We start from the raw sequence: 24,137 nt of genomic DNA on the forward strand, positions 1-24,137 counted from the left end.
GATAAGCTCGGACAAGAGGCTGTTCCGGGGGGAAGGCGATCATCCGTTGTCCGCTGCTGAGCATCAGAGACCGTTCGAAAACCGCAGACTTCTCGTGGTCTCCACGAACTACGCCCCCGAGCTGACGGGCATAGGGCCCTACGCCACCCAGCTCGCCGAGCACTGGGCGGCGTCGGGGGCGCGTACCCAGGTGCTGACCGGGATGCCGCACTACCCCGCCTGGCGCGTGGACGAGGGCTACCGGGGGGTGTGGCGCAGGGAGGAGACCCGCGAGGGAGTCCGCGTGCACCGGCGGCGCCACTACGTGCCGCCCCGCCAGACCGCGCTGCGCAGAGCCGCGTTCGAGGCGTCCGTCCTGGTCCACGGCGTCCTCGCCCCGCCGCCCGGCCGTCCCGACGCGGTGATCTCCCAGATGCCGAGCCTCGCGGGCGGGGTGATCGGTGCCCGGCTCGCGCGCCGCCACCGCGTTCCCCACATACCGGTCGTCCAGGACCTGATGGGCGCCGCCGCCGCGCAGAGCGGCATCCGCGGGGGAGGCAGGGCGGCGCTGGTCGCCGCGAAGGCCGAGCGCCACGCACTGCGCGGCGCCACCCTCGTCGGGGTCATCCACGAGAGTTTCGTTGCGGGTGTCACCGCCCTCGGCGTGGACCCCGGCCGCATCCGTGTCGTCCCGAACTGGACGCATGTGAAGAACCCTTCGGCGGACCGTGCCGCCACCCGGGCCAGGCTCGGGTGGGCCGAGGGCACCCCCGTGCTGCTGCACTCGGGGAACATGGGACTCAAGCAGGGACTGGACGTCCTGGTCGACCTGGCGCGGCTGGCCCCGGACATCCGGGTCGTCCTGATGGGCGACGGGAACCAGCGTGACGGGTTGCGGGAGCGCGCCGCCGGCCTGCCCAACCTCGACTTCCTCCCGCCCGCGGGCGCCGACGACTTCACCGACGTGCTCGCCGCCGCCGACGTCCTCGCGGTGACCCAGCGGGCCTCCGTCCTCGACATGAGCGTGCCGTCCAAGCTGACCTCGTACTTCGTCTCCGGGCGGCCCGTCGTCGCCTCGGTGGCCGACGAGGGCGGTACGGCCGACGAGGTGCGCCGTTCGGGCGCCGGGGTCCTGGTCGCCGCCGAGGACCCGGCCGCGCTCCTCGCCGCCGTACGCCGGCTGGCCGCCGATCCCGTCGCGGCCGAGGCGCTGGGGGCACACGGCCCCCGGTACGTCGCACAGCATCTGAGCAGGGAGGCGGGTCTCGCCCGCTTCGACGCCCTGCTCGCCGAGGCGCTCGGGGACGCGACGGCCGGCGCCACGCGCACCGGGGAATCACGAGGGGGAGCAAGCCGATGACACACCAGATCCGTCCCCTGGACGACCAGGACGAACCAGCGCTGCTGCGCGACCAGTTCCGCCAGCTCCTGCGTTACCGCGCCCTGCTCGCCGGCGGTGTCGTGGCGGGGCTGCTCGGCGGCGGGTTCCTCGCGCTCAGCGGCGACGACACGTACACGGCCACCGGCGAGGTGCAGGTGCGTTCCGCGACCGCCGACCCCTTCGCCACCGGGGCGTCCGCCGACAAGGGCATCAACATCGGCTCCGAGCGGCAGACCGCGGTGAGCGACACCGTGGGAGACCTGGCCGCCGGAACCCTGCTGAAGAAGGGCGACGACGTGACCGCCCGGAAGCTGCTCGCCGGCCTCCAGGTGACGAACCCGCCCAACACCCTCACCCTGCGTTTCTCCTACACCGGTGCCAGTCCCGAGCAGGCCCGGGCCCGCGCCGAGGCCCTGGCCAACGCCTATCTGGCCCATCGCAAGGCGCGGACCCAGGAGAGCATCGACAACATGGCGAACGGCTACCGCGCCCAGCTCGATCCGCTGGAGGAGAAGCGCGACCTGCTGGAGGAACGCACCGGGGTCGACGCCGCGGACGACGTCAGCAGCGCACGCGCCAACATCATCGTCTCCATCTCCGAGCTGAGCCGGAAGATCTCCGAGCTCAAGGCACTCGACACCACCCCCGGCTACCTCAACAAGAAGCCCGTCGCGCCCACCGAGCCCGCCGGCGCCGGGCTGCCGCTGCTCCTCGGGCTGGGCGCGGTCGTGGGTCTCGCCCTCGGACTGCTGCTCTCCTGGGTGCGCCTCGTCTTCGACCCGGCCGTACGCTCACCCCGGGAGCTCGTCCGCTCCCTCGGGGCGCCCCTGCTCGGCACCCTGCCCAGGGAGCGCGCCGCCGCGGGCGCCCTGCTCGCGATCGGGCGCAGCGGTTCGCGGCTCGCCGAGGAGTACCGGGCGGTGGCCTTCCGGCTCGCCTACGACCCGTCGTTCGCGGAGCGCCGCCGGCTCCTGGTCACCGCCCCGCGCGGGGACAACGCGGCGGCGTCCGCCGCGGCGGTCAACCTGGCCGCCGCCTTCGCCGAGATGGGCCGCGACGTCCTGCTCGTGGAGGCCGACCTCCGCACCCCGTCCCTCGCCCGTGACCTGGGACCGGCCGCCCACGAGGTCCGGCCGCCGAGCTGGGCGGCGGAGGAGGGCGACCGTACCTGGCCGGCGGGCGGGCGATGCAACGTGGACGTGCCGGGATCCGGCGCGTTCGCCCTGGTGGCCGGGACCACCGCGGACAACGTGCCGCGCGCCCTGACCTCCGCGTCCGTCGCACGGATCGTGGCCGAGGCCGACCGCCCCGGCGCCGTGGTCATCGTGCTCGCCCCGCCGGTGCTGTCGTACGCCGACGCCGTCGCGCTCGTCGACCGGGTCGAGGGCGTCATGATCGTCTGCGATCCTCGCGAGGTCCACCGCAGCGACCTGGAACGCATCCGGGAGATCATCAGCGCTTCCGGGGGACAGGTGCTCGGAGCCCTGCTCCACACCGGCAGGGGCAGGCTGGGACGGGGCGAACGCCGCTCCGGGTCCGGCCGGCGGCGCGGAGGCGGCGGACCGGGCGCCCCGGCCGTCGACGCGGACGCACCGGAGCTCACCAGGAACCCCGACGAGACCATGGGGCTGCGCACCTTCACCCTCCCGGGGGCGCGCCGGTGAGAGCCCGCACCGCGATCCTCTGCTCGGTCGCGGACCAGGGCGTGGCGGCGCTCACCAACATCCTGGTGCTCGTGGCCGCAGCCCGGCTCTCCACCGTCGCCGACTTCGCCCGCTTCTCCGCCGTCTACCTCGTCTTCACGGTCCTGCTGGGCGTCTCCGGCGCGTACACCGGGCAGCCCCTGGTCCTGCGGCGCGGCGCCGGTGCGGACGTCCGGGGCGCCTGCCGCTCGGCCGTCCTGTTCACCGTGGGGGCCTCAGCCGCCCTGGGCGGCCTGCTCGCCGCCGTCTGCCTGTTCGTCCCGGGGGACACCGCACGCGCCCTCGTGATGCTGGGCGCCGTCCTGCCGGTCGTGCTGGGGCAGGACGCCCTGCGCTACGCCTTCTCCACCCTCCAGAGCCCTCATCTCGCCCTGATTTCCGACCTGCTGAGGCTGGCCTGCGTGCTCGGCGCCCTGTCCGCCCAGGGCTACGGAGCCACCCCCGCCCGGCTGATCCTGGTCTGGGGACTCTCCGCCGTACCCGCCCTCGCGCTGTCCGCCGCACTGCTGCACCGCGGCACGGCCGGGGCCCCGCTGCTGCTGCGTCCGCTGCTCCGGCGCGGTCACCTCGGGCAGCGCTTCGTCGTCGAGTTCGGTGTCGGCAACGCCGCCGGCCAGCTCTCCGTCCTCGGTCTCGGAGCCGTCGGCAATCCGCTCCTGGTCGGCGCGCTGCGCGGCGCGACGACCCTGTTCGGGCCGCTCAACGTGCTGTTCACCTCCGCCACGTCCTTCGGCCCGCCGCTGCTCGGCCGGATCGGCGACGAGCGGCGCCGGGTACGGGCCACCGCTGGGCTCGCGGCCGTCCTCGCCGCGACCGCCGCCCTCTGGGCCACCGCGCTGGCGCTGCTGCCCGAGCGCGCGGGCCGGGAACTCCTGGGCGACACCTGGCCGACGGCCGCCGCCCTGCTCCCGGCGACCGGCAGCCAGTACGCGGCCATGGCCGCCGGCACCTGCGGACTGCTCGCCCTGCGCATGCTCGACCCGCGTACGACGCTGAGCATCCAGGTCGTCTTCTCGCTCACCGCCGTGGCACTGATGGCCGGCGGCTACGCCCTCGGCGGTGTCCCCGGGGCCGCCTGGGGGCTCTGCCTGGGATCGGTCTGCAAGGCCGCCGCCACCTGGACGCGGGTGATCCGGGTCCGGCGCCGGAAGCCGTCGCCCGAGGAGGCCGTCACCGCCGACGCGCTGTCCTCCGCTCCTTGAACGTGCTGATCAGCAGCAGACACAGCGCGGCGATGGCCAGCTTCCCCGCCGCCTGCAGGAGCGGGCCGCGCAGCAGGATGAAGGTGTATCCGGCGATCAGCGGCGCGGCGACGGCCAGCACACTCCCGGGGCCGGGCCCCGCCCGGGTGACGGCCAGCGCGTAGCGTCGGTCGGTGCGGGCCACCGCGTAGCCGATCAGTGCGAGCCCGCCGATCACCCCGGAGGCGCCGAAGTCGACCCAGAACTCGGTCCACAGCGGGGCCGAGAGGTTGGTCATGCGCAGCCCCATCCACTGCCCGACCCGGACCCCGGTGTCCTCCGGCTTCCCGCTCCACACCGCGCGTGGCACGAAGAACAGTGCGGAGCCGCTCAGCTGGCGGCCGTAGGTGTGGCCCCGGGTGTCGACCCACGAGATGGTGTTGGCGAACATCACCATCTGGTCGTAGTCCTTGGTCACCAGCGGCTCGAAGACCGAGGCCGACTGTGCGGGCCGCTGTGCTTCGTCGTCGTACCGGAACTTGTCGGCGTACGGGAACACCACCAGAGCCCCCACCACCCCTGTCGCCAGCACCACGCGGTAGATCGCCGCACTGCTCGGGAACGCGGTGAACACGAAGGCCATCAACACCGTCAGGAACCAGTAACGAGCGTTGGAGACCGGGTTGTTCACCACGAGGTTCAGTGCCACCAGCGCCACCCACACCAGTGCGGTCGACGGGGTGCGCCGGGCCCGGTAGGACGTCGCCAGACGGCGGGTGTAGAAGAGCAGCGCCAGCAGCGCCGGGACCTGGCCGAAGCCCTTGACGAACGCCGAGCCGACATTGGACCCTTCCGAGACCACCCCGCTCGCCGCGACGGTCTCGTTGATCTCCTGCCGGCTGGAGAAGAAGACCGAGGGCCCGCCCAGCTTCATCACGTAGAACGCGCTCGCCGCGAACGCCAGCAGCACCAGCAGTCGTAGCCGCAGCGGATGCGCCACGGCCTGCCCCCCGCCCGGGCTCCGCGGCGAGGGCGTACGGCGCCGCAGCGGGCGCCGCGAGGCCAGCAGCGCCCCCAGGTCGAAGGCGGCGCACCCCACCAGGACCAGCGCGACGGCCGTGATCAGGTCCTGGCGCGGTCCCACCATCGGCGTCGGCGTCTGCCCGATCACCACCTGGGCGAAGGGCGCCACGCCCATGGCGATGTACACGAACATCCAGAAGACGCCCTGAAGCAGCCGCCGCCTGGTGGAGAGGATCATCGTCGCCAGCCGGGCTCCCGCATAGCAGGTCAGCACCAACTGGAGCCAGTACGCGGTGTCCTTGACTCCGCTGCCGGGCTGGGCGGCGATCACCGCGGGCAGGAAGCACACCAAGCCTAGGATGAGGGGCACGGACAGGGCCCGCGACAGCATCGACCAGGCGATAGGCCGCTCGGGCGGCTCCGGGAGGCCGCCCCGGGTACGTGCCCACTCCGGACTCGCGACCGCGCGGGCGTCCTGCTCCTGCGTCGATGTGTGCACCGACGTCATGCGCCCCCCCGGGATCAGTGAACCACTGAACACTCTAACGAATCAGCCCACTTGAAGGAGTGCGATGGATACCCTGTGAATTACTGGCCACAGTCGAGGGGAACTCTGGTGAAGGTCCTGCATGTCGTCACGCTGCACACTCCGGACCATGCCTTCGGCGGGCCGACCCGGGTGGCGTTCAACCTCTCCAAGGTTCAGCGGGCGCACGGCGACGACGCGCGCGTCATGGCCCTCGGAGACGGCTTTCCCGACGGTGAACTGCCCAGCCATGTCGAGGGAGTTCCCGTCCACCTCTTCCAGGCACGGCATCTGCTCCCGATGTTCGAGGTCAGCGGCATCACCTCCGCCGCGCTGCTGCGCACCGCACGCCGCATGATGCGCGGTGCCGACCTCGTACACGTCCATCTGATGAGGGACCTGGTGACCCTTCCGGCGGCGCTCCTCGCGCTCGCGACCCGTACGCCCCTGGTCGTCCAGACCCACGGCATGATCGACCCCACCGAGAAGAAGGTCGCCCAGCTCACCGACGTCCTCGGGGTCCGCAAGGTGCTGCGCGAGGCCGACGCCGTCCTGCACCTCACCGAGATGGAGCGGATCGACGTGAACGCGGTGGCCGCGCCGACCGTCCTCACCAACACCGTCAGGCTGGTCAACGGCGTCCGTCCGCAGGAGCGCAAGCCCGCCCGCGAACCCGGGCGCCCACCGACCGTGCTGTACCTCGCCCGCATCCAGGAGCGCAAGCGGCCCGAGGACTTCATCGCCGCGATGCCGCACGTCCTGGCCCGCCACCCGGACGCCCGCTTCGTGCTGGCCGGACCGGACACCGGCGCGCTGGCCGGCACCCTTGCCCTCGCCCGGAAGCTGGGCGTCACGGACTCCCTCGACCATGTGGGGCCGCTGGAGCACGACGAGGTGCTGGCCGCCGGGCGCGAGGCGGACGTGTACGTGCTGCCGGCGATCGAGGAGCCGTTCCCGGTCTCGGTCCTGGAGGCGATGTCGGTCGGCACTCCGGTCGTCATCACCCGTACCTGCGGGCAGGGCCCCGATGTGTCGGGGGCCGGCGCGGGCCGGGTCATCGACAGCCGCGTCGGCGAGGACGCGGCCAACGCCCGCAAGGTCGCCGACGCGATCCTGGAGCTGCTGGAGCCGGAGGCCGCGGAGCAGGCGGGCAAGGCCGCATGGCAGCTCGTCAACGACCAGTTCACCATCGAGGCCGTCACCGCCACCCTCCGGCAGACCTACGAGGACGTGGTCCGCCGGAGGAGGTGACACTCAACCCGCTCTGCCCTCGCGGGACTTCAGGGCGATCTGCCAGCGGTAGAAGCTCATCGCGAGGGCGAAGTCCAGGCCCGCACGCCCGTCGAGGAAGCCCCTCCGGTAGACGTACATGTAGGCGAAGGACACCAGCGGCTTGAACGGCGCCTTGTGGAAGAGCTGCCCCTGACGGGACTTCACCCTCCGCACCTGCTCCTTGACGTCGGGGTGGTGTTCCAGCCACGCCTCCCAGTCCGAGTAGCGGTTGTGCCGCTCGAACCAGGCGGTGACCGGGTCCAGGTCCTGGTGCTCGATGGGGTTGCTCAGCGCCTCGGCCGTCGACGCGACCGGCTGGTAGTGCCCCTCGACCTCACCGATGCCGGGGGCCGCGAGGTCACCGACCTCCGGGTAGTAGCACCTGGTCCGGTCGGTCAGGGACCGCTTGCGGATGGTGTAGCCGTGGCGGAGCCGCTTTCCCGAGAACCAGTAACCCAGCGGTATGTCGTACGCCGCCGGTTTCGGGCCGTCCCGGTCGGCGAAGATCCTCCGCAGCTCCGCGAGCAGCCCGGGGCTGAGCCGCTCGTCACCGTCGAGCAGCAGGATCCAGTCCAGATCGGTACGGACGTTCTCCAGGCACCACTGCTTCTTGCGGGGATGCCCTCCGTCCCAGGTGTAGGTGACCACCTCGGCCCCGCACTCCTCGGCGATCTTCGCCGTGTCGTCGGTGCTGTGGGAGTCCACCACGACGACCGCCTCGAAGTGGCCCAGGACCGACTTCACCGCCTCGGCGATGTTCAGTCCCTCGTTCTTCGTGGGGATCGCGACGGCGATCGGCAGCTTGTTCATCCGTTCTCTCCTCGGGGCAACCAGGCGTAGCAGCCTGTGGAGGTGAAGGCGCGGGCTGACTTCGGGACGGTGATCTCCACCGGCTTCCCGGTGGCGGAGGAGCCCGCGGCGAGCTCCTTGCCCCCGGCCCCGGTCAGCTGCCAGCTGCACGCGGTGGTCGGTGAGACGGCCCTGTACCGTCCCGGCCGGATCTTCGCTCCCTCGTAGGTGCCGTCGGCGTAACCGAGGGCGGCCTCGTCCACGAGGTCCTGGTGCCGCGGGCAGAGATGCGTGACGGCCGGCTTCGCGTCCACGACCTCGCCGGAGACGATCGCCCCGACGGCGATGTCCCGGTCGGCCTTGACCAGGTACCGGAGCCGGTCACAGGTCTCCTGCCCCGTCTGGAGCACCGCGGCGGGGTCCATCCCCTCGGGCACGCGGTCGGTCAGGTACTCCTTCTGCTTCTCGGTGAGGGAACCCGTGGCCGGGGTGATCTCCCCGGCGGGCGCCTTCGCGGGGTCACTGGACTTCCGGGGCGTCGGAGCCGTCGTACCGGCCGCCGGGCCGGCCACGGAGGGTGTGGCGGAGGCCACCGCGGACGGCTTGCCGCCCGCCGCGGCCTCCGTGCCCCCGCCGCCGGACCCGCCGGACGAGCCGCAGGCGGCCAGCACCGCCGTCGCGAGCGCGACGGCGGCACCGGCCAGGAACGGGTATCTCACTCACTCGTCCTCAGGGCGTAGTGCGCGCTGACCTGGGAAGCGCTCAGCGCGGTCGGGTACACGGCCGTCTCGTCGATCTGGCCGGCGAAGAAGTTGCTGGTCGGGCGGTTCGGCCAGTTGGCCAGGTTGTCGCCGCCGACCCGCCAGTACCCCGGGTAGTTCTCGCTGCCCGAGAAGAGGAAGTTGGACGCCCGCAGCTGCCCGTCCACGTACAGCGCCATCCCGCCGGTGCCCTGCGTGGCGACGACGTGGTGCCAGTTGCCGTCGTTGTACGCGCCCGTCGTGGTGACGGTGCGGTAGCCGCCGCTGTAGACGCCGAAGACGAGGCGACCGTTGTTGGCCATGTAGACCTGCTTGTCGTAGCGGGTGCTGTTCTGCATGGTCAGGTTGCCGAACCCGATGACCTTGCCACCCCGGGTGGTGGTGGTCCTGATCCAGGTCTCCACGGAGAAGCGGGTGGGTGACGCGTGCAGCTTGTTGCTGTACGCGTACTCCGCGGCGCCGTCGAAACCGATGGCGGTCGAGTCGCCCGCGATCGCGGCAGGCGTCTGGCGGTAGGACGGGCCGTTGCGCAGGAAGCCGTTGTTCAGCTGCCCGGTGGTGTCCGCCGCGAAAGTGGAGGTGCCCTCGTCGTAGCGCCAGTAGAGCGAGGCGCCGTCGGACAGCACCCGTGCCGGATAGGGCTGGGTGGAGGACGCGACGGTCGCCGACTGCGCCGGGGACTTGGCGCTGGTGTTGGTGCCGTCGCTCGCGGTGATGCGGTACGAGTGCGTCTCACCCACCGCCACGTCCGTGTCCGTCCACTTCAGCTGCGGACGGTTCCAGGAGAGCGAGTACCCCGTGACCGTGTGCACCGGAGTGCTCGCACCGTCCTTGTAGATCCGGTAGGTCAGTTCACCGTCGTCCGTGTCGAAGCTGGTCTGCCACTGGACGTCGATCCGGCCCGGGGTGATCGTGGAGAGACTGACGTTGGGCACCCAGGGCGCCCCGGTGTCCGGTCCGTCGGCGAACCGGGTCAGCCCCTGCTGGCCGGTGCCGTTGACGGTGGTGAACTCGCCGCCGACCCAGAGGTAGTGGCGGCCGCCCTTGTCGGTCTGGGTCATGACCCGCGGCCCGACGGGCTCACCGATGCCGTCGTTCGTGTCCGGGAACCAGGGCAGGAGCGTCGGGTCGTCCACCGACTGGGCCAGCAGGTGCTTGCGCGGCTGGTCCGGGAAGCCGCCCATGCTGGCGCAGTCGTGGGCGTGGCTTCCGCTGTACAGCACGCCCGCGTGGACCAGCACGGCCTGGGTGGCGCCCAGGCAGGTGTCCCGCCAGCGCTGCTGGTAGTCGTCGAGGTCGATGGCGATCCGGCCGTCGAACACCCCGCCGCCGGTGCCCTCGTTGGCGGTGTACAGCCCCGTCGCGTCCGTGGTGAGGTCCTGCACGGTCGAGGTGTTGGGGATGAAGCCCGGGTAGCTCTTGGTGAGCGCGCCGGTGGTGGCGTCGACCACGGCCAGGGCGTGCGAGGTGGTGCCGTTCACGGTGAAGAAGTCACCGCCGAGCACCACGTGCTGCCCGTCCGGGGTCACCTGGACCGCCCTGGCCACCTCGTCCGCGTTGGCGGTCCACGGCAGCAGGGACGCGCCGGTGGTGACGGCGGCGAACTTGTTCCGGGTCTGGCCGCCCACGCTGTTGAAGTCACCGGCCAGGTAGACGGTGTCCGCGGTGACGTCCAGGGCCCGCACCGTCGCCGAGACGGCGATCTTGAAGTTCTGGCGCGGCGTGCAGGTCGCCGTGTCCACGGCCACGATGTTGCTGACGCCCACCCCGTTCACCGCGCCGAACTGTCCGCCGGCGTACAGGGTTCCGCCGTCCGGGGAGAGCGCGAGGGCTCGCACCGTCGCCGTCCCCGAGGACAGGGTGAACGACAGGCTGCACCCGGTCGGCGCGCCGGTCGCCGCGTCGAACGCGGCGAAGTTGACCGCGGGCTCCTCCGAGGTGCCCGCCGCCGCGTCCGGCGGCCGGACGGTGGAGAAGGTGCCGCCGGCGTAGACGACCCCGTCCGTCGCGGCCATCGACCAGACGATGCCGTTGGTCTGCCACGTGGTGAGGTCGTCCGCCGTGATCGACACCGGCGGTGTGAGCGCCGCCGCCGGGGAGGCCCCGGCCGCTGTCGCGGTCAGGGCTCCGGCGAACAGGCAGAGCGCGGCGGACGCGGCCCGCACACGGCCGCTCCCCCCATGTCTCCGCCCCGTGCTTCCGTTCATCATTCATCTCCGAAGGTGAGGACGAGCTGCGGCCGGCAGGCCGCGGTAGCCTCGCTCGACCAGATGCGGAGACTGTCCGTCCCGCTGCTGGTCAGGGCGAGTGAGGTGACGGAGCCGAGGGCCCCGTCCAGTGCCGTCGCGTCGAGGTCCGCCGAGTGGTCGGTGGAGACCGCGGACGCGCCGGTGATGGTCCCCGGCACGGACGTGGAGAGCGTCGGCCGGGTGCTGTAGGTGACCGCCGACTCGGTCCACGCGCCGGTGACCGGCACGATGCTGTGGCTGTCGGCCGAACCCGCCGTCGAGTCCGACGAGGTACGGAAGGTGAGCCGCGCGCTTCTGAGCACCCGGCCCGCCGGAGCGGGCGGCGGCGTGAACAGCGGACAGCTCCGGTGGGCCGAAGCGGGGAAGCCGGCCCGGGTGCGTCCGAGACGTCCGGGCCTGTTCACCGGTCCACCCGGACCGCGGACCCCGTGAGCTGGTCGCTCAGCAGCCGGATGTCGGCGTCCACCATGATCCGTGCCAGCTCCCGCGACTTCACCTCCGGCTTCCAGCCCAGGAGTTCCTCCGCCTTGGACGCGTCACCGATCAGCGCGTCGACCTCGCTGGGGCGCTCGTACTTCGGGTCGTAGCGCACGTGCTCCGCCCAGTCGAGGCCCGCGTGCTCGAAGGCGTACTCGAGGAACTGCCGCACACTGACCCCCTCTCCGGTGGCCACCACGTAGTCGTCGGGGGTCTCGCACTGGAGCATCCGCCACATCGCCTCCACGTACTCGGGGGCGTACCCCCAGTCGCGGACGGCGTCGAGGTTGCCCAGATGCAGCCGGTCCTGCAGGCCCGCTTTGATCCGGGCCACCCCACGGGTGATCTTGCGGGTCACGAAGGTCTCACCGCGCCGCGGGGACTCATGGTTGAACAGGATGCCGTTGGTGGCGAACATCCCGTACGCCTCACGGTAGTTGACCGTCGCCCAGTACGAGTAGACCTTGGCCACGCTGTACGGGCTGCGCGGGTGGAAGGGGGTCTTCTCGTTCTGCGGGGGCGGGCTCGCTCCGAACATCTCGGACGAGGACGCCTGGTAGACCCGGGTCTCGATCCCGCTCGCGCGGACCGCCTCCAGCAGCCGTACGGTGCCCAGACCGGTGACGTCACCGGTGTAGAGAGGCGCGTCGAAGGACACCCGGACGTGTGACTGCGCACCCAGGTTGTAGACCTCGTCCGGCTGGATGTCCCGCAGCAGGTTCACCAGCGCCACACCGTCGGAGAGGTCGGCGTGATGGAGCACGAAGGAACGATTCGCTTCCTCGGGACCCTGGTAGATGTGGTCGATCCGCTCCGTGTTGAAGCTCGACGATCGCCGTATCAGGCCGTGGACCGTGTACCCCTTCTCGAGCAGCAGCTCCGACAGGTACGAACCGTCCTGTCCGGTCACACCGGTGATGAGTGCGGTCTTTGCCATGACTCCCCCCTTCTGTGGTTGCCCATGGGGCGGTTTGTTTCACTGAAATATCTTGATCTGAGTGGAATGCGGCAAAGGGTCACCCGGATGCCGTGCTGCTGGCACAATCCGAGCCATGACGACCGAACCCCCGGGCCAGGCCCAGGAATCCACCCGCTCCCTGCTGCGTCCGGGCGCCCGCATATTCGTCGCGGGCCACCGCGGTCTCGTCGGATCGGCGCTGGTGCGCCGTCTCACCGCCGACGGCCATGAGGTGATCACCCGCGGCCGGGACGAGCTCGACCTGCGCGAGGGCGCGCCGACCGAGGCGTTCCTGCGCGAGACCCGGCCGGACGCGGTGGTGCTGGCCGCCGCCAAGGTGGGCGGGATCATGGCCAACAGCACGAGCCCGGTCCAGTTCCTGGAGGACAACCTCCGGATCCAGCTCGCCGTGGTCGCGGGCGCCCACGCGGCCGGCGTCCCGCGTCTTCTCCTCCTCGGCTCGTCGTGCATCTATCCCAAGCACGCCCCCCAGCCGATCCCCGAGAGCGCCCTGCTCACCGGCCCGCTCGAACCGACCAACGAGGCGTACGCGCTGGCCAAGATCGCCGGAATCGTCCAGGTCCAGTCCTACCGCCGGCAGTACGGCGCCTCGTACATCAGCGCCATGCCCACCAACCTCTACGGCCCCGGGGACAACTTCGACCTGGAGACCTCGCACGTGCTGCCCGCCCTGATCCGCCGCTTTCACGAGGCGAAGCGGGACGGCGCGGACGAGGTCACCCTGTGGGGTTCGGGCAGTCCCCGGAGGGAGTTCCTCCATGTCGACGACCTCGCCGCCGCCTGTGTCCGGCTGCTCGAGGTGTACGACGACGCCGAGCCGGTCAACGTCGGCTGCGGCGAGGACCTCGCCATCCGGGAACTGGCCGAGACCGTGGCCGACGTGACGGAGTACCAGGGACGCATCGTCTGGGACACCACGAAGCCCGACGGCACCCCCCGCAAGCTCCTCGACGTCTCCCGGCTCTCCTCGCTCGGCTTCAAGCCGCGGATTCCGCTGCGGGACGGCATCGCCCGTACCTACGCCTGGTGGCTCGGCCGGCAGGCCCCGCAGGACTGACCGTCCGGCCGGACGGCCGCGGCCCGTCCTGTTCCCGTGCACGCGGCCCCCCTCGTGACCCCCCACCACGATTCAGTACGCTCCCCGGCCGTCGGTGACGGCGCGTACCGTCCGGGCGAGCAGCCCCATGTCCGTCGCCACCGACCAGTTGTCGACGTACCAGAGGTCCAGCGAGACCGTCTCCTGCCAGGACAGGTCCGACCGCCCGCTCACCTGCCACAGGCCGGTCAGGCCCGGCCGTACGGCCAGGCGCCGCAGCTCGCGCTCGTCGTAGCGCGACACCTCGTCCGGCAGGGGCGGACGTGGACCTACCAGGGACATGTCACCCCGTAGCACGTTGAGGAGCTGCGGGAGCTCGTCCAGGGACGTCCTGCGCAGGGCATGGCCGACCCGGGTCACCCGCGGGTCGCGGCGCATCTTGAACATCGGCCCCTCGCTCTCGTTCGCTGCCGAGAGCTGCTCCCTGCGGGCCTCCGCGTCCGCCACCATCGTGCGGAACTTCCACATGGTGAAGGGCCGGTTGTGGCGGCCGTGACGGGTCTGGCGATGGAAGACGGGGCCCGGCGACGAGAGGCGGACCGCCAGCGCCAGCCCGAAGAACAGCGGGGCGAGCAGCAGCAGGCCGAGTGCGGCTCCGGTCCGGTCCACCACGGTCTTGAGCAGGGCCTGCGGACCGTTCCGCAGCGGCGGTGCGACGTGCAGCAGCGTCAGTCCGGCCGCGGACGCCGGACGCACCCGGGCGGCGGCGACCCCCGACAGCTCCGAGAGCACGCACAGGGCGAGCCCGCCGTCGTGCAGGCCCCACGCCAGCCGGCGCACCCGGTCGTCGTCCAGCTGCGGACCGGGGGCGACGAGCACCAGATCCGCGTCGTGGGCGAAGGCGCCGCCCAGCACCGTGGACACGTCGTCGTCGGCCGGCTCGGGTGCCAGCCTGCCGGGCACCGGGGTCCCGCAGTCCGGCATCGCCGGGCCCACCGGGACCACCGCGACCGCCGTGTACGGGTGCCCCTTGCGGGAGTTGAGCAGACGCACCGCTCGGTCCAGGCCCGCCGCCTCACCGACCACCAGGACCCGGCGCGGGCGTCGGCCCCCCGTGGTCCGCAGCCGGCCGACGGCCCCGGCCAGGACCGCGAGAACCAGGCCCGGCACCAGCGCCGCGACGGCGGTCGCCGGGTCGAGGCCCCCGCCCGTCACGGCCAGCAGCACGGCCAGCCCCCCGACCAGCGCGAACCAGTCCCCGAAGGGCGCGTAGGGGTCCCCGGACGACTCCCCCGGAAGCGGTCGCGCGTACCGGCCGCGTGCCGCCCGCACTCCGGCCCACATCAGCGCCGCCGACGTCGCGGCCGCCCCCGGCCCCGGCTGGTCACCGGCCCGGAGCACGAGCCAGGCGGGTACTCCCGTACCCGCCAGATCCATCAGGACGAGCAGGGCCGCACGCGGATCGGGCCGGTGCCTCGCCCGAGGTCTCTCCGCGTGGTCGCGCTGTACATGCGCCGGGGCCCTCCACACGTGCCCGGGAGCCACCCCGTGATTCCGGGAGGCGGCGGTACGCGGTCGTGGTGCCCCCGCCAGCCCGACAGGCCCGGATATATCCGATTCAGGTATTTCGACATGCCCCATGAACCCCCCAGCCACAGTTGCATCCCCACAAACGGGGCGCATCCGCCGATCCCATGGACAGACGGATGCGCCCTCGCTCGGTGCACGATATCCACACACGTGCCATTTCGCTGGAGTTCCCGTGAAGTTCAGACAGGACGGACGTTGTGATGCGTATCGCTCCGCCCGGCGGGTTTGAGGGGTGCCCGCCTAATATGGCGGCATGGAACCGCTTTCCGAGGAACAGAGCGACCAGCTTGTCGCGATCGTGACGGACCTGGCCCGGCAGGGGCGCACGGACGAGCTCCTGGAGTTCTTCGACCACGGCCTGCCGGTCGACGTCCAGGACCACGAGGGCAACACGGCGCTGATGCTCGCCGCGTACCACGGGCACACGGGGACGGTGCGCGCACTGATCGGCCGCGGCGCCGACGTCGATCTGCGCAACGCCCGGGACCAGTCCCCCGTCGCGGGTGCCCTGTTCAAGGGCGAGGAGGCGATCGTGGGGGCTCTGGTCGACGCGGGCGCCGACCTCGACGCGGGGACGCCCAGCGCACGGGCCACCGCGGAGATGTTCGGACGGACGACCCTGCTCGGGTAGCCGCGGTCGCGCGCGGAGCCGCGGGAGGCTCCCGCCGGGTCGCCGGCGGCCTCCCGGACGGACCGGCGGCGACGGACACGGCACGAGGGCCCCGGGCGACGGTCGTCGCCCGGGGCCCTCGTGCGCTATGGCCGAAAAGAGCTCTACTTGGCGGCCTGCAGTGCCTCGATCGCCTTGCGGACACCCTCGCCGTAGGCCGGGTCGGCCTGCGTGCAGTGGCCGATGTGGCGCTCGATGGTGGCCTGGGAGGCGCCGTCGATGGCCCGAGCGGTGTTGCCGAACAGGGCGTCCTGCTCCTCCGGGGTCATCGCCCGGAACAGGTTCCCCGGCTGCTCGAAGTAGTTGTCGTCGTCCTCGCGGTAGTCGAACCGGTCCGCCGCGGCGCCGTCCAGCGCCAGGCCCGGCTCGGCGAACTGCGGCTGCTCCGCCCAGCGGCCGTAGCTGTTGGGGGTGTAGCCGGGCACGGCGCCCTGGTTGCCGTCCACGCGCAGCTGGCCGTCACGGTGGTAGGTGTTGACGTTCTTCGCGCCGCGGGGCTGGTTCACCGGGATCTGGTGGTGGTTGACCCCGACGCGGTAGCGGGCGGCGTCACCGTACGAGAACAGCCGGCCCTGCAGCATGCGGTCGGGCGAGGCGCCCACGCCCGGGACGAGGTTGGCCGGGGTGAAGGCGGCCTGCTCCACGTCGGCGAAGTAGTTCTCCGGGTTGCGGTTGAGCTCGAACTCGCCGACCTCGATGAGCGGGTAGTCCTTCTTGGACCAGACCTTGGTGAGGTCGAACGGGTGGTAGCGGTACGTCGCGGCGTCCGCCTCCGGCATGACCTGGATGTAGAAGGTCCACTTCGGGTGGTCGCCGCGCTCGATGGCGTCGAACAGGTCAGCCTGCGAGGACTCGCGGTCGTCGGCGACGACCGCGGCGGCCTCGGCGTCGGTCAGGTTCTTGATGCCCTGCTGGGTACGGAAGTGGAACTTCACCCAGAAGCGCTCGTTGCTCTCGTTGATGAACGAGTACGTGTGCGAGCCGAAGCCGTGCATGTGGCGGTAACCGTCGGGGATGCCGCGGTCCGACATCACGATGGTGATCTGGTGCAGGGCCTCGGGGAGGCTGGTCCAGAAGTCCCAGTTGTTCTCCGCCGAGCGCAGGTTGGTGCGCGGGTCGCGCTTCACGGCGCGGTTCAGGTCGGGGAAGTGGTGGGGGTCGCGGTGGAAGAACACCGGCGTGTTGTTGCCGACGACGTCCCAGTTGCCCTCCTCCGTGTAGAAGCGGAGGGCGAAACCGCGGATGTCGCGCTCGGCGTCGGCCGCGCCGCGCTCACCGGCCACGGTTGAGAAGCGGGCGAAGAGCTCCGTCTCCTTGCCGACCTCGGAGAAGAGGGCGGCCCGGGAGTAGCGCGTGATGTCCTGCGTCACCCGGAACGTGCCGAAGGCGCCGGATCCCTTGGCGTGCATACGACGCTCCGGGATGACCTCGCGGCTGAAGTGCGCGAGCTTCTCCAGGAACCAGACGTCCTGGAGCAGCATCGGGCCGCGCGGCCCCGCGGTGACGGCGTTCTCGTTGTTCGCGACGGGCGCGCCGGCGGCAGTGGTCAGCGGCTTCGTGTTGTCAGAAATTTTCCTGCTCCTCTTCGTGAAGACTTCGGTGCACCGACTCCGGATCCCGCCGACCACACTCGGCCCGGCATCCGGGACATAGGCCCCAGTACGTCACCTCTACGTGGTCCACGGTGAACCCGTGATCCTCGGGCGTCCCGGGACGCGGGGCGCCCTGCGGGACATCGACGTCGGCGATCGTGCCGCACGAGCGGCAGACCACGTGCTGATGGTCGTCCCGGGACCGGCCCTCGAACCGTGCCGCGGAACTCGGCAGGTCGATCCGTCGTGCCAGTCCCGCGTCGACGAGCGTCCTGAGCACGTCGTAGACGGCTTGGGTCGAAACCGCGCCGATGCGTGTGCGAACCAGGGTGAGGAGGGTACTGGCATCGGAGTGCGGGGCCTCGTGGACCGCCGAGAGTACGGCGACCCTGGGGCGGGTCACTCGCAAGGACGCGCCGCGCAGGAGGGCCTTGGCCTCGGTTTCGGTCACGTACGCAGTCAACCACCTTTTTGGAATGATTCCAATCAAAGACATGTAAGAGAACTGTTGCCCGTAGAGAACTGTGGCTCATAAAGAACTGTGAGCGGTCGAACAACGGGAGACGAGCGGTCGAACAACCGGAAGCGCGCTGTCCGATATCCGCCAGCACAGCGGGGGCGCCATGCCGCACCCTGGAGGCATGACCAGCGACGACAGCAGGTACGAGGCGGTGACCAGTCGCGACGCCCGGTTCGACGGCGAGTTCTTCTTCGCCGTGTCCACGACCGGTATCTACTGCCGCCCGAGCTGTCCGGCCACCACACCGAAGCGCCGGAACGTGACGTTCTTCCCCACCGCGGCCGCGGCCCAGAGCGGAGGATTCCGTGCCTGCAGGCGCTGCCGCCCGGACGCCGTGCCCGGCTCCGCCGACTGGAACGCGCGCGCCGACCTGGTCGGCCGGGCGATGCGGCTGATCGGCGACGGGGTCGTCGACCGGGAAGGGGTGGCCGGGCTCGCCGCGCGCCTCGGCTACAGCGCCCGCCAGGTCCAGCGCCAGCTGAACGCCGAGGTCGGTGCCGGGCCCATCGCGCTCGCCCGCGCCCAGCGCGCCCACACCGCCCGGGTCCTGCTGCAGACCACCACCCTGGGGGCCGCCGAGATCGCGTTCGCCTCCGGCTTCGCCAGCGTGCGGCAGTTCAACGACACGGTGCGCGAGATCTACGCCCTCACCCCCGGAGAGCTGCGTACCGCCCGGCCCGGCGGGTCCTCCCGCCACGGCTCCGTCGGCACCGCCGACGGGGGCGGGGGAGTGCCCCTGAGGCTCGCCCACCGGGGCCCCTACGCCGCGGCCGGGATCTTCGACCACCTCGCGGCGCGCGCCCTCACCGGCGTCGAGGAGATGGCGGGTGAGCCGGGTGACCGCACCTACCGGCGCACCCTGGACCTGCCGAACGGCACCGGCATCGCCGAGGTCGGGGAGAGGACCGGCGACGGCTGGCTGGAGTGCCGGCTGCACCTCGGGGACCTGCGGGACCTGACGACCGCGACCCAGCGGATGCGCCGCCTCTTCGACCTGGACGCCGACCCGGACGCGGTCGCCGAGCGCCTCGGCGCGGATCCCGCACTCGCCCCGCTCGTCGCCCGGTCGCCGGGGCTGCGCGCCCCCGGCGCCGCCGACGTCCACGAACTCGCCGTCCGGGCGGTCCTCGGCCAGCAGGTCTCCGTGGCCGCGGGCCGCCGGCTCGGCAGCGCGCTGGTCGCGGCCCACGGACCGCTGCTCCAGGTCCCCAGCGGCGCCCTGACCCGTACGTTCCCCGGCCCCGGGGACCTCGCCGAGGCCGCCCTGGACGAGCTCGGGATGCCCGGCTCCCGGCGCGCCACGCTGCGCGCCGTCGCGGCCGCCCTGGCCGACGGGAGGATCGGCCTGGACCCGGGTGCCGACCGCGAACGGGCCGAGAAGGACCTCCTGGCCCTGCCGGGCGTCGGACCCTGGACCGCCGGATACATCCGCATGCGGGCACTCGGCGACCCCGACGTACTGCTCACCGGCGACGTGGCCGTCCGTGCGGGGATGCGGCGGACGGGAGCGCGGGCCGCCGACGCCGGGAGCTGGCGCCCCTGGCGCACGTACGCCGTGCACCACTTCTGGCAGGCAGCCGCGGACCGGCGCCGCCCCGTGCCGGCGTGATGTCCGGATCCCACCGGTCGCACCGCCCGTGACCCGGCACCCTTGACGTGTACGACGAACCCGGAAGGACCCCGACCATGACGCTCTACACCACGACCGACAGCCCGCTCGGCGCGCTGCTGCTGGTGGGCGAGGAGTCGGCCACCGCGCCCGGCGGCACCGCGCTCGCCTCGCTCTCCGTGCCGGGCCAGAAGGGCGGTGCGGCGGTCCAGGACGGATGGACGCGGGACGACGGGGCCTTCGCCACGATCGCCGCCGAGCTGCGCGCGTACTTCGAGGGCAGCCGGACCGGCTTCTCCGTCGAATACGCGGCCGGCCGCGGCACCGACTTCCAGCGGCGCGTGTGGCGGGCACTGGAGGCCATCCCGTACGGCACCACGCTCAGCTACGGCGAGATCGCCGCACGGATCGGTGCCTCGCGCATGGCCGTGCGCTCGGTCGGCACGGCGATCGGCGCCAACCCGCTGCTGGTCGTGCGCCCCTGCCACCGTGTGATCGGCGCGAGCGGCGCACTGAGCGGCTACGCGGGGGGCCTGGAGCGCAAGCGACTGCTCCTCGACCTGGAGAACGGCCGCCGGGCGGCCTGAGAGGAGCGACGCCGTGGACGCCCTGATCCCGCGCCCCGCCAGGGAGATCGCCCCGGGCGCCTGGCACGTGCCGGACTGGCTCACCCCCGCGCAGCGGCGCGCGTTGGTGACGGCCTGCCGAGCCTGGGCCACCGGCCCCGTACCCATCCGTCACACCCGGCTTCCGCGCGGTGGCGTCATGTCCGTGCGGACCGTCTGCGTCGGCTGGCACTGGCAGCCGTACCGGTACACCCGCACCGCGGACGACGTGAACGGCCTGCGGGTCGCCGAGTTCCCGGACTGGATGGTCCGGCTGGGCCGCCGCGCCGTCCTCGCGGCCTACGGCGACGAGGCCCGCGCGCAGGAGTACACCCCGGACACCGCGCTGATCAACTTCTACGACGGCCAGGCCAGGATGGGCATGCACCAGGACAAGGACGAGCGGTCGCCCGCCCCGGTCGTCTCCCTGTCCATCGGAGACACCTGTGTCTTCCGCGTGGGGAACACCGAGACCCGCACCAGGCCCTACACCGACGTCGAACTCTGCTCGGGCGATCTGTTCGTCCTCGGAGGCCCCTCACGCTTCGCCTACCACGGGGTGCCGAAGGTCCGGGAGGGCACCGGTGACCCGGACACCGGACTGGCCTCCGGACGGCTGAACATCACCATGCGGGTCACCGGGCTCGACCGGCCCGGAAGGTGACGGGGCGTCCGCCGCGCCCAGGCCCCCGGCGCGCACTCCCGCCTGCGGCGACGGCGTTGTCAGTGGCCGCCACTAGGTTCAGTCGTGTTCCGCCGGTCCGGCGAGGACGACCCCTTAGTTGTGCATGGGAGATGGCGTGTTGTCCTATTGGGAGAGGTCGAGCACGGCACGGGTGATACCACCCGCGCGGCCGCGCAAGCTCGCCAAGGTTCCGTTCGTCGAGCTGGCCGACGGGCGTCTGCAGGGTGTGGTGTCCAGCGGATCGGACATCGGGCGGGTCTACGTCTCGTCCGTCGCCGCCGGGTCCTACGCCTTCGCCTGCAGCACCAACAACAACCGGCCCTGCGGCGGCGCGCGCGGATCGTTCTGCAACCACATCGGCGCCCTGATCAACGAGTCGGTCCTGCAGTACGGCGCGGACCGCGTGGTCCGGTACCTGAAGGCAGAGGTCCCGGAGGGTGAGGTGGACGGGGCGGTGCTCGCCTCCGCCATGCGGAGCACCCGTCCGGAAGCGGACACGACGAAGGCCGCCGCGTCCGTCTTCAGCCGCTTCCTGCGTCATCTCACCTACCTCGAACACGCCCCGGCGACCCTGCCGTTGCCCGAGATGCAGTTCTTCCCGCCGACCAGGGCGGTGGCGTGATGCGCGCCGACCTGCTCGCCGGGCCCTTCGACGGGCTGGACGAGGCCCTGGAGGCCGTCGACGCCTTCGACCGGGCGCTCGTCGCCGGCCTCCTGCGCCCCCAGCCCGCCGGTGCCGGCCCGGCACGGCTGGCGGACGCCGTCGTGGGGACACCGCTCGCGGCCCGGGTCGCGGAGGCCGCCGCGAAGGCGGCGGCCGGAGCCGCCGGCGAGGAGCACTTCCTGGCCCTGGCCGGCGCGCGCACCGCCCTCCTCGGCTCGGTCCACGACGCCCTGCTGGCCCGTGTGGAGGAGGCGGCCGGACGCTCCCACGGTACGGAGAGCGCGCCGCCGGCCGCACCGGGGGCCGCGGAGAACGTCCTCACAGCCGCCCGGGCGTGGCTCTCCGATCTGGCACGCTGCGGATGGCAGGGCCTCGACCACGAGGTGGTGTCCGGAGCCGCGGAGGTCGTCACCGCCATGCTTCCCGACCCGTCGCTGCGCCGCCTCGCGACCCTCCTCGACGGCTTCGCCGCCGAGCTCGCGGCGTCCTGTCCCGGTGCTTCGGCCGAGCGCTTCCCGGTGCGCCGCTGGGCCGACCTCTGGTCGCGCGGGATGCTCCTGACGGTGCCCGGCGCGGTCGGCGCCCCCGTCACGGGGACCGCCGACGGACGCCTGCTGCCCCTCGGCATCGACGTGCAGGAGCACGCGACCGCGGCCCAGGCGCAGGTGCACGCCGTGTTCGAACCCGCGGACGGCTCCGCGTCCCGGCTCGTGCGCGCGAGTGTGTCGGTGCCGAAACCCGACACGGTCGTCGGAGCCGGGATCTGGCAGCTGCTCCGCCCGCACATGTCGCTCCTCGCGGCTGCCGGCGAGGGCCGTTCGATGGACCTCACCGGTATGCCGGTCACCGCCGAGGGCGATCTCGTCTGGAGCGACGAGCACGCCCGTACCGGTGAGCCCGCCGAGGCGTTCGCCACCGCGCGCGTGGCCCTGCCCACCGCGGTCGCCCACGTGACCGCACCCCTGGACCGGCACCCCGCGAGGCTCGCCGTCCCCGTCTTCCTGGAGGGATACACCGCCTCGACGGACGACGACGGCGTCCTCACCTTCACCGTCGCCGGGCTCGAACTGCTCGTCGACACCGACCGCGTCCCGGCCGCCGGACCCCTCACACCCGAGGCCGTGGGCACCTCCGGGGCGTGCATCGCGCTGGTCCGCTGGGACGCCGGGGCGTTCCACGTGCAGCCGCTCGCCGTCGAGACCACCGTGCGCAGGAAGGTGACCGCGGTGCACGCGGGGGCGTGGGCCGGAGGGACGACCGACAAGGCCGGGGTCAGGGCCGAGAAGGCGGCCACCGACGCCGCGAAGGTGCTGAGCGAGCGCGCGGGAAGGCTGCTGCGGAAATGACCGGACAGCAGAGCCCCGGGACGACCGGGGAACCCTCGTACGACAGCCGCCGCCAGGTCGTGTACTGGCGCCTCCTCGCCCGCCTCTTCGACCACGAGGAGCAGGCCGCCCTGGAGTCGGCGAGCCTCGCCGTGGTGGAGGACATCGGGCTTCCGCCGACGCTGCTGGACCCGCAGGCGTCGGTCGACTCCGTGGTGCAGCGCCACCCGGAGCTGGCCGCCGAGTTCGACGGCCTGATGGTGCCGGAGCCGGAGGAGGACGCCGACGGCGGACGGACAGCCGGGGAGGCGGACGCCGACGCGGCAGCCGACACCCGCGACCGGGCCGCCGAGGTGCGCCGCGCCGCGCTCGTGTCGAAGGTGCTGCTGAACGTCTTCCACTCGCCGCCCGGCACCGTCACCGCCGGCCAGTTGTCCCGGTGGCAGTCCGACGCCGGCTGGCTGGAGCGCGCGCTCGGCTGCGGCCCCGGGGAACTGCGCGGCGGGCGCGCCGGAGGGCCGGGAGCGAGTCCGACCGGCACGGGCGGCGGAGGCCGGACGCCCGATCTCAGCAGGCTCATCCCGGAGATCGGACCGGCACTCGGCTCCATCGAGGCCGGACTCGTCAAGCGGATGCGCCTGCGCGAGGTGCTCGCCGACCCCCAGCTCGCCGGGCAGCTGACACCGAGCATGTCGCTCATCGAGCAACTGCTGCGTGACAAGGACAACTTGTCCGGGGTGGCCCTGGCCAACGCCAAGGCGCTGATCCGCCGCTTCGTCGACGAGGTCGCGGAGGTGCTGCGCACGCAGGTGGAGAAGTCGACCGTCGGCGCCCTGGACCGTTCGGTCCCGCCCAAGCGGGTGTTCCGCAACCTGGACCTCGACCGCACGATCTGGAAGAACCTCACCAACTGGGACCCGGAGGAGGAGCGGCTGTACGTCGACCGCCTCTTCTACCGCCACACCGCGCGGAAGACCACACCCCAGCGGCTCATCGTGGTCGTCGACCAGTCGGGCTCGATGGTGGACTCGATGGTCAACTGCACCATCCTCGCCTCGATCTTCGCCGGCCTGCCCAAGGTGGACGTCCACCTCATCGCGTACGACACCCAGGCGCTCGACCTCACCCCGTGGGTGCACGATCCGTTCGAGACGCTGCTGCGCACCAATCTCGGCGGCGGCACCGACGGCACGGTCGCGATGGCTCTGGCCCAGCCGAAGATCGCCGAGCCCCGCAACACGGTCGTGGTGTGGATCTCGGACTTCTACGAATGGCAGACCGAGCCGCTGTTCGAGAGCATGGCCGCCATCCACCGCTCCGGTGCCAAGTTCATCCCGGTCGGCTCCGTGACCAGCTCCGGCCGCGCCAGCGTCAACCCGTGGTTCCGGGAGCGCTTCAAGGACCAGGGGACGCCGGTGCTCTCCGGCCACATCCGCAAGCTCGTCCACGAGCTCAAGACCTTCCTCACCTAGGGCCGGGCCCGAGGGCCGGGTCCCGGGACCGAAGGCCCCGCCGAGCCCC

21 protein-coding genes are annotated in these 24,137 nt (G+C 72.2%); 12 read left to right on the top strand and 9 right to left on the bottom strand.

Translation table 11 applies throughout. The features are described from left to right. Positions 1 to 94 precede the first annotated feature (94 nt). The 3 genes from IA22_RS0128975 to IA22_RS0128985 are packed head-to-tail and all read left to right on the top strand — an operon-like array spanning position 95 to position 4,265. Positions 95 to 1,339 carry a glycosyltransferase gene (locus IA22_RS0128975; protein WP_030125304.1) on the top strand — a complete coding sequence of 415 codons (1,245 nt, stop codon included), beginning with the start codon at positions 95 to 97 and terminating at the stop codon, positions 1,337 to 1,339. Further along, on the top strand, positions 1,336 to 3,024 hold the full coding sequence (locus IA22_RS0128980; protein ID WP_014153473.1) for a tyrosine-protein kinase domain-containing protein: 1,689 nt from the start codon (positions 1,336 to 1,338) through the stop codon (positions 3,022 to 3,024). Before IA22_RS0128975 ends, IA22_RS0128980 begins: the two co-directional genes overlap by 4 nt. After that, the gene (locus IA22_RS0128985; RefSeq protein ID WP_030125305.1) at positions 3,021 to 4,265 is read left to right on the top strand and encodes an MATE family efflux transporter; all 1,245 of its coding nucleotides are present in this window, start codon (positions 3,021 to 3,023) and stop codon (positions 4,263 to 4,265) included. Before IA22_RS0128980 ends, IA22_RS0128985 begins: the two co-directional genes overlap by 4 nt. Here IA22_RS0128985 and IA22_RS0128990 read toward each other — a convergent pair. Then, a complete protein-coding gene (locus IA22_RS0128990; RefSeq protein WP_030125306.1) occupies positions 4,234 to 5,775 on the bottom strand; it encodes a hypothetical protein in 1,542 nt (513 codons plus the stop codon). The genes IA22_RS0128985 and IA22_RS0128990 overlap by 32 nt on opposite strands. Positions 5,776 to 5,883: 108 nt before the next feature. Here IA22_RS0128990 and IA22_RS0128995 point away from each other — a divergent pair, with 108 nt between their 5' ends. Continuing rightward, entirely contained in the window at positions 5,884 to 7,044 is a 1,161-nt protein-coding gene (locus tag IA22_RS0128995) for a glycosyltransferase (protein WP_030125307.1), read from the top strand. A 3-nt stretch (positions 7,045 to 7,047) separates the two neighbouring features. On the opposite strand, the gene IA22_RS0129000 is transcribed toward IA22_RS0128995, so the two are convergent. From IA22_RS0129000 to gmd, 5 genes are read right to left on the bottom strand one after another with little or no spacing between them, the layout of a single operon-like run. After that, positions 7,048 to 7,875 carry a glycosyltransferase family 2 protein gene (locus IA22_RS0129000; protein ID WP_030125308.1) on the bottom strand — a complete coding sequence of 276 codons (828 nt, stop codon included), beginning with the start codon at positions 7,873 to 7,875 and terminating at the stop codon, positions 7,048 to 7,050. Next, positions 7,872 to 8,573, bottom strand: a complete 702-nt coding sequence (locus IA22_RS0129005) for a hypothetical protein (protein WP_015579172.1) — start codon at positions 8,571 to 8,573, stop codon at positions 7,872 to 7,874. Before IA22_RS0129005 ends, IA22_RS0129000 begins: the two co-directional genes overlap by 4 nt. Further along, entirely contained in the window at positions 8,570 to 10,825 is a 2,256-nt protein-coding gene (locus IA22_RS0129010) for a LamG domain-containing protein (RefSeq protein ID WP_051694854.1), read from the bottom strand. The genes IA22_RS0129005 and IA22_RS0129010 overlap by 4 nt, the downstream gene beginning before the upstream one ends. Beyond that, on the bottom strand, positions 10,822 to 11,268 hold the full coding sequence (locus IA22_RS0129015; RefSeq protein WP_245229612.1) for a DNRLRE domain-containing protein: 447 nt from the start codon (positions 11,266 to 11,268) through the stop codon (positions 10,822 to 10,824). Before IA22_RS0129015 ends, IA22_RS0129010 begins: the two co-directional genes overlap by 4 nt. Then, a complete protein-coding gene (gene gmd / locus IA22_RS0129025; RefSeq protein ID WP_014153466.1) occupies positions 11,265 to 12,278 on the bottom strand; it encodes a GDP-mannose 4,6-dehydratase in 1,014 nt (337 codons plus the stop codon). The genes IA22_RS0129015 and gmd overlap by 4 nt, the downstream gene beginning before the upstream one ends. Before the next feature lie 115 nt (positions 12,279 to 12,393). On the opposite strand from gmd, the gene IA22_RS0129030 reads away from it, so the two are divergent. After that, positions 12,394 to 13,377, top strand: coding sequence for a GDP-L-fucose synthase family protein (locus tag IA22_RS0129030; protein WP_030125312.1), 984 nt, complete (start codon positions 12,394 to 12,396; stop codon positions 13,375 to 13,377). A 72-nt stretch (positions 13,378 to 13,449) separates the two neighbouring features. On the opposite strand, the gene IA22_RS0129035 is transcribed toward IA22_RS0129030, so the two are convergent. Further along, complete coding sequence (locus IA22_RS0129035; protein WP_049799029.1) at positions 13,450 to 14,997, bottom strand: sugar transferase; 1,548 nt, start codon at positions 14,995 to 14,997, stop codon at positions 13,450 to 13,452. A gap of 202 nt (positions 14,998 to 15,199) precedes the next feature. Between IA22_RS0129035 and IA22_RS0129040 the strand changes: the two genes are divergently transcribed. Then, positions 15,200 to 15,577 (top strand): ankyrin repeat domain-containing protein, encoded by a 378-nt coding sequence (locus IA22_RS0129040; protein ID WP_030125314.1) that lies wholly within the window; start codon positions 15,200 to 15,202, stop codon positions 15,575 to 15,577. 143 nt (positions 15,578 to 15,720) lie between these two features. Here the strand turns inward: IA22_RS0129040 and IA22_RS0129045 are convergent, their stop codons facing one another. Together IA22_RS0129045 and IA22_RS0129050 are read right to left on the bottom strand one after the other, a co-directional pair. Next, complete coding sequence (locus tag IA22_RS0129045) at positions 15,721 to 17,187, bottom strand: catalase (protein WP_014153462.1); 1,467 nt, start codon at positions 17,185 to 17,187, stop codon at positions 15,721 to 15,723. Beyond that, positions 17,180 to 17,659, bottom strand: coding sequence for a Fur family transcriptional regulator (locus IA22_RS0129050; RefSeq protein ID WP_014153461.1), 480 nt, complete (start codon positions 17,657 to 17,659; stop codon positions 17,180 to 17,182). The genes IA22_RS0129045 and IA22_RS0129050 overlap by 8 nt, the downstream gene beginning before the upstream one ends. Before the next feature lie 190 nt (positions 17,660 to 17,849). Here IA22_RS0129050 and IA22_RS0129055 point away from each other — a divergent pair, with 190 nt between their 5' ends. The 6 genes from IA22_RS0129055 to IA22_RS0129080 all read left to right on the top strand — a co-directional run bounded on the left by IA22_RS0129055 (position 17,850) and on the right by IA22_RS0129080 (position 24,088). Continuing rightward, entirely contained in the window at positions 17,850 to 19,337 is a 1,488-nt protein-coding gene (locus IA22_RS0129055; RefSeq protein WP_033249809.1) for an AlkA N-terminal domain-containing protein, read from the top strand. A gap of 77 nt (positions 19,338 to 19,414) precedes the next feature. Beyond that, complete coding sequence (locus tag IA22_RS0129060) at positions 19,415 to 19,924, top strand: methylated-DNA--[protein]-cysteine S-methyltransferase (RefSeq protein WP_014153459.1); 510 nt, start codon at positions 19,415 to 19,417, stop codon at positions 19,922 to 19,924. Positions 19,925 to 19,937: 13 nt separating this feature from the next. Further along, complete coding sequence (locus IA22_RS0129065; RefSeq protein ID WP_030125315.1) at positions 19,938 to 20,606, top strand: alpha-ketoglutarate-dependent dioxygenase AlkB family protein; 669 nt, start codon at positions 19,938 to 19,940, stop codon at positions 20,604 to 20,606. 124 nt (positions 20,607 to 20,730) lie between these two features. After that, on the top strand, positions 20,731 to 21,249 hold the full coding sequence (locus tag IA22_RS0129070) for a hypothetical protein (protein ID WP_078468484.1): 519 nt from the start codon (positions 20,731 to 20,733) through the stop codon (positions 21,247 to 21,249). Continuing rightward, on the top strand, positions 21,249 to 22,637 hold the full coding sequence (locus IA22_RS0129075; RefSeq protein ID WP_015579184.1) for a hypothetical protein: 1,389 nt from the start codon (positions 21,249 to 21,251) through the stop codon (positions 22,635 to 22,637). Before IA22_RS0129070 ends, IA22_RS0129075 begins: the two co-directional genes overlap by 1 nt. Next, positions 22,634 to 24,088: a vWA domain-containing protein gene (locus IA22_RS0129080; protein ID WP_014153455.1), complete on the top strand. Its 1,455-nt coding sequence runs from the start codon at positions 22,634 to 22,636 to the stop codon at positions 24,086 to 24,088. Before IA22_RS0129075 ends, IA22_RS0129080 begins: the two co-directional genes overlap by 4 nt. Positions 24,089 to 24,137: the final 49 nt, after the last annotated feature.

Source organism: Kitasatospora papulosa (assembly GCF_000717245.1).
Classification (GTDB): domain Bacteria; phylum Actinomycetota; class Actinomycetes; order Streptomycetales; family Streptomycetaceae; genus Streptomyces; species Streptomyces papulosus.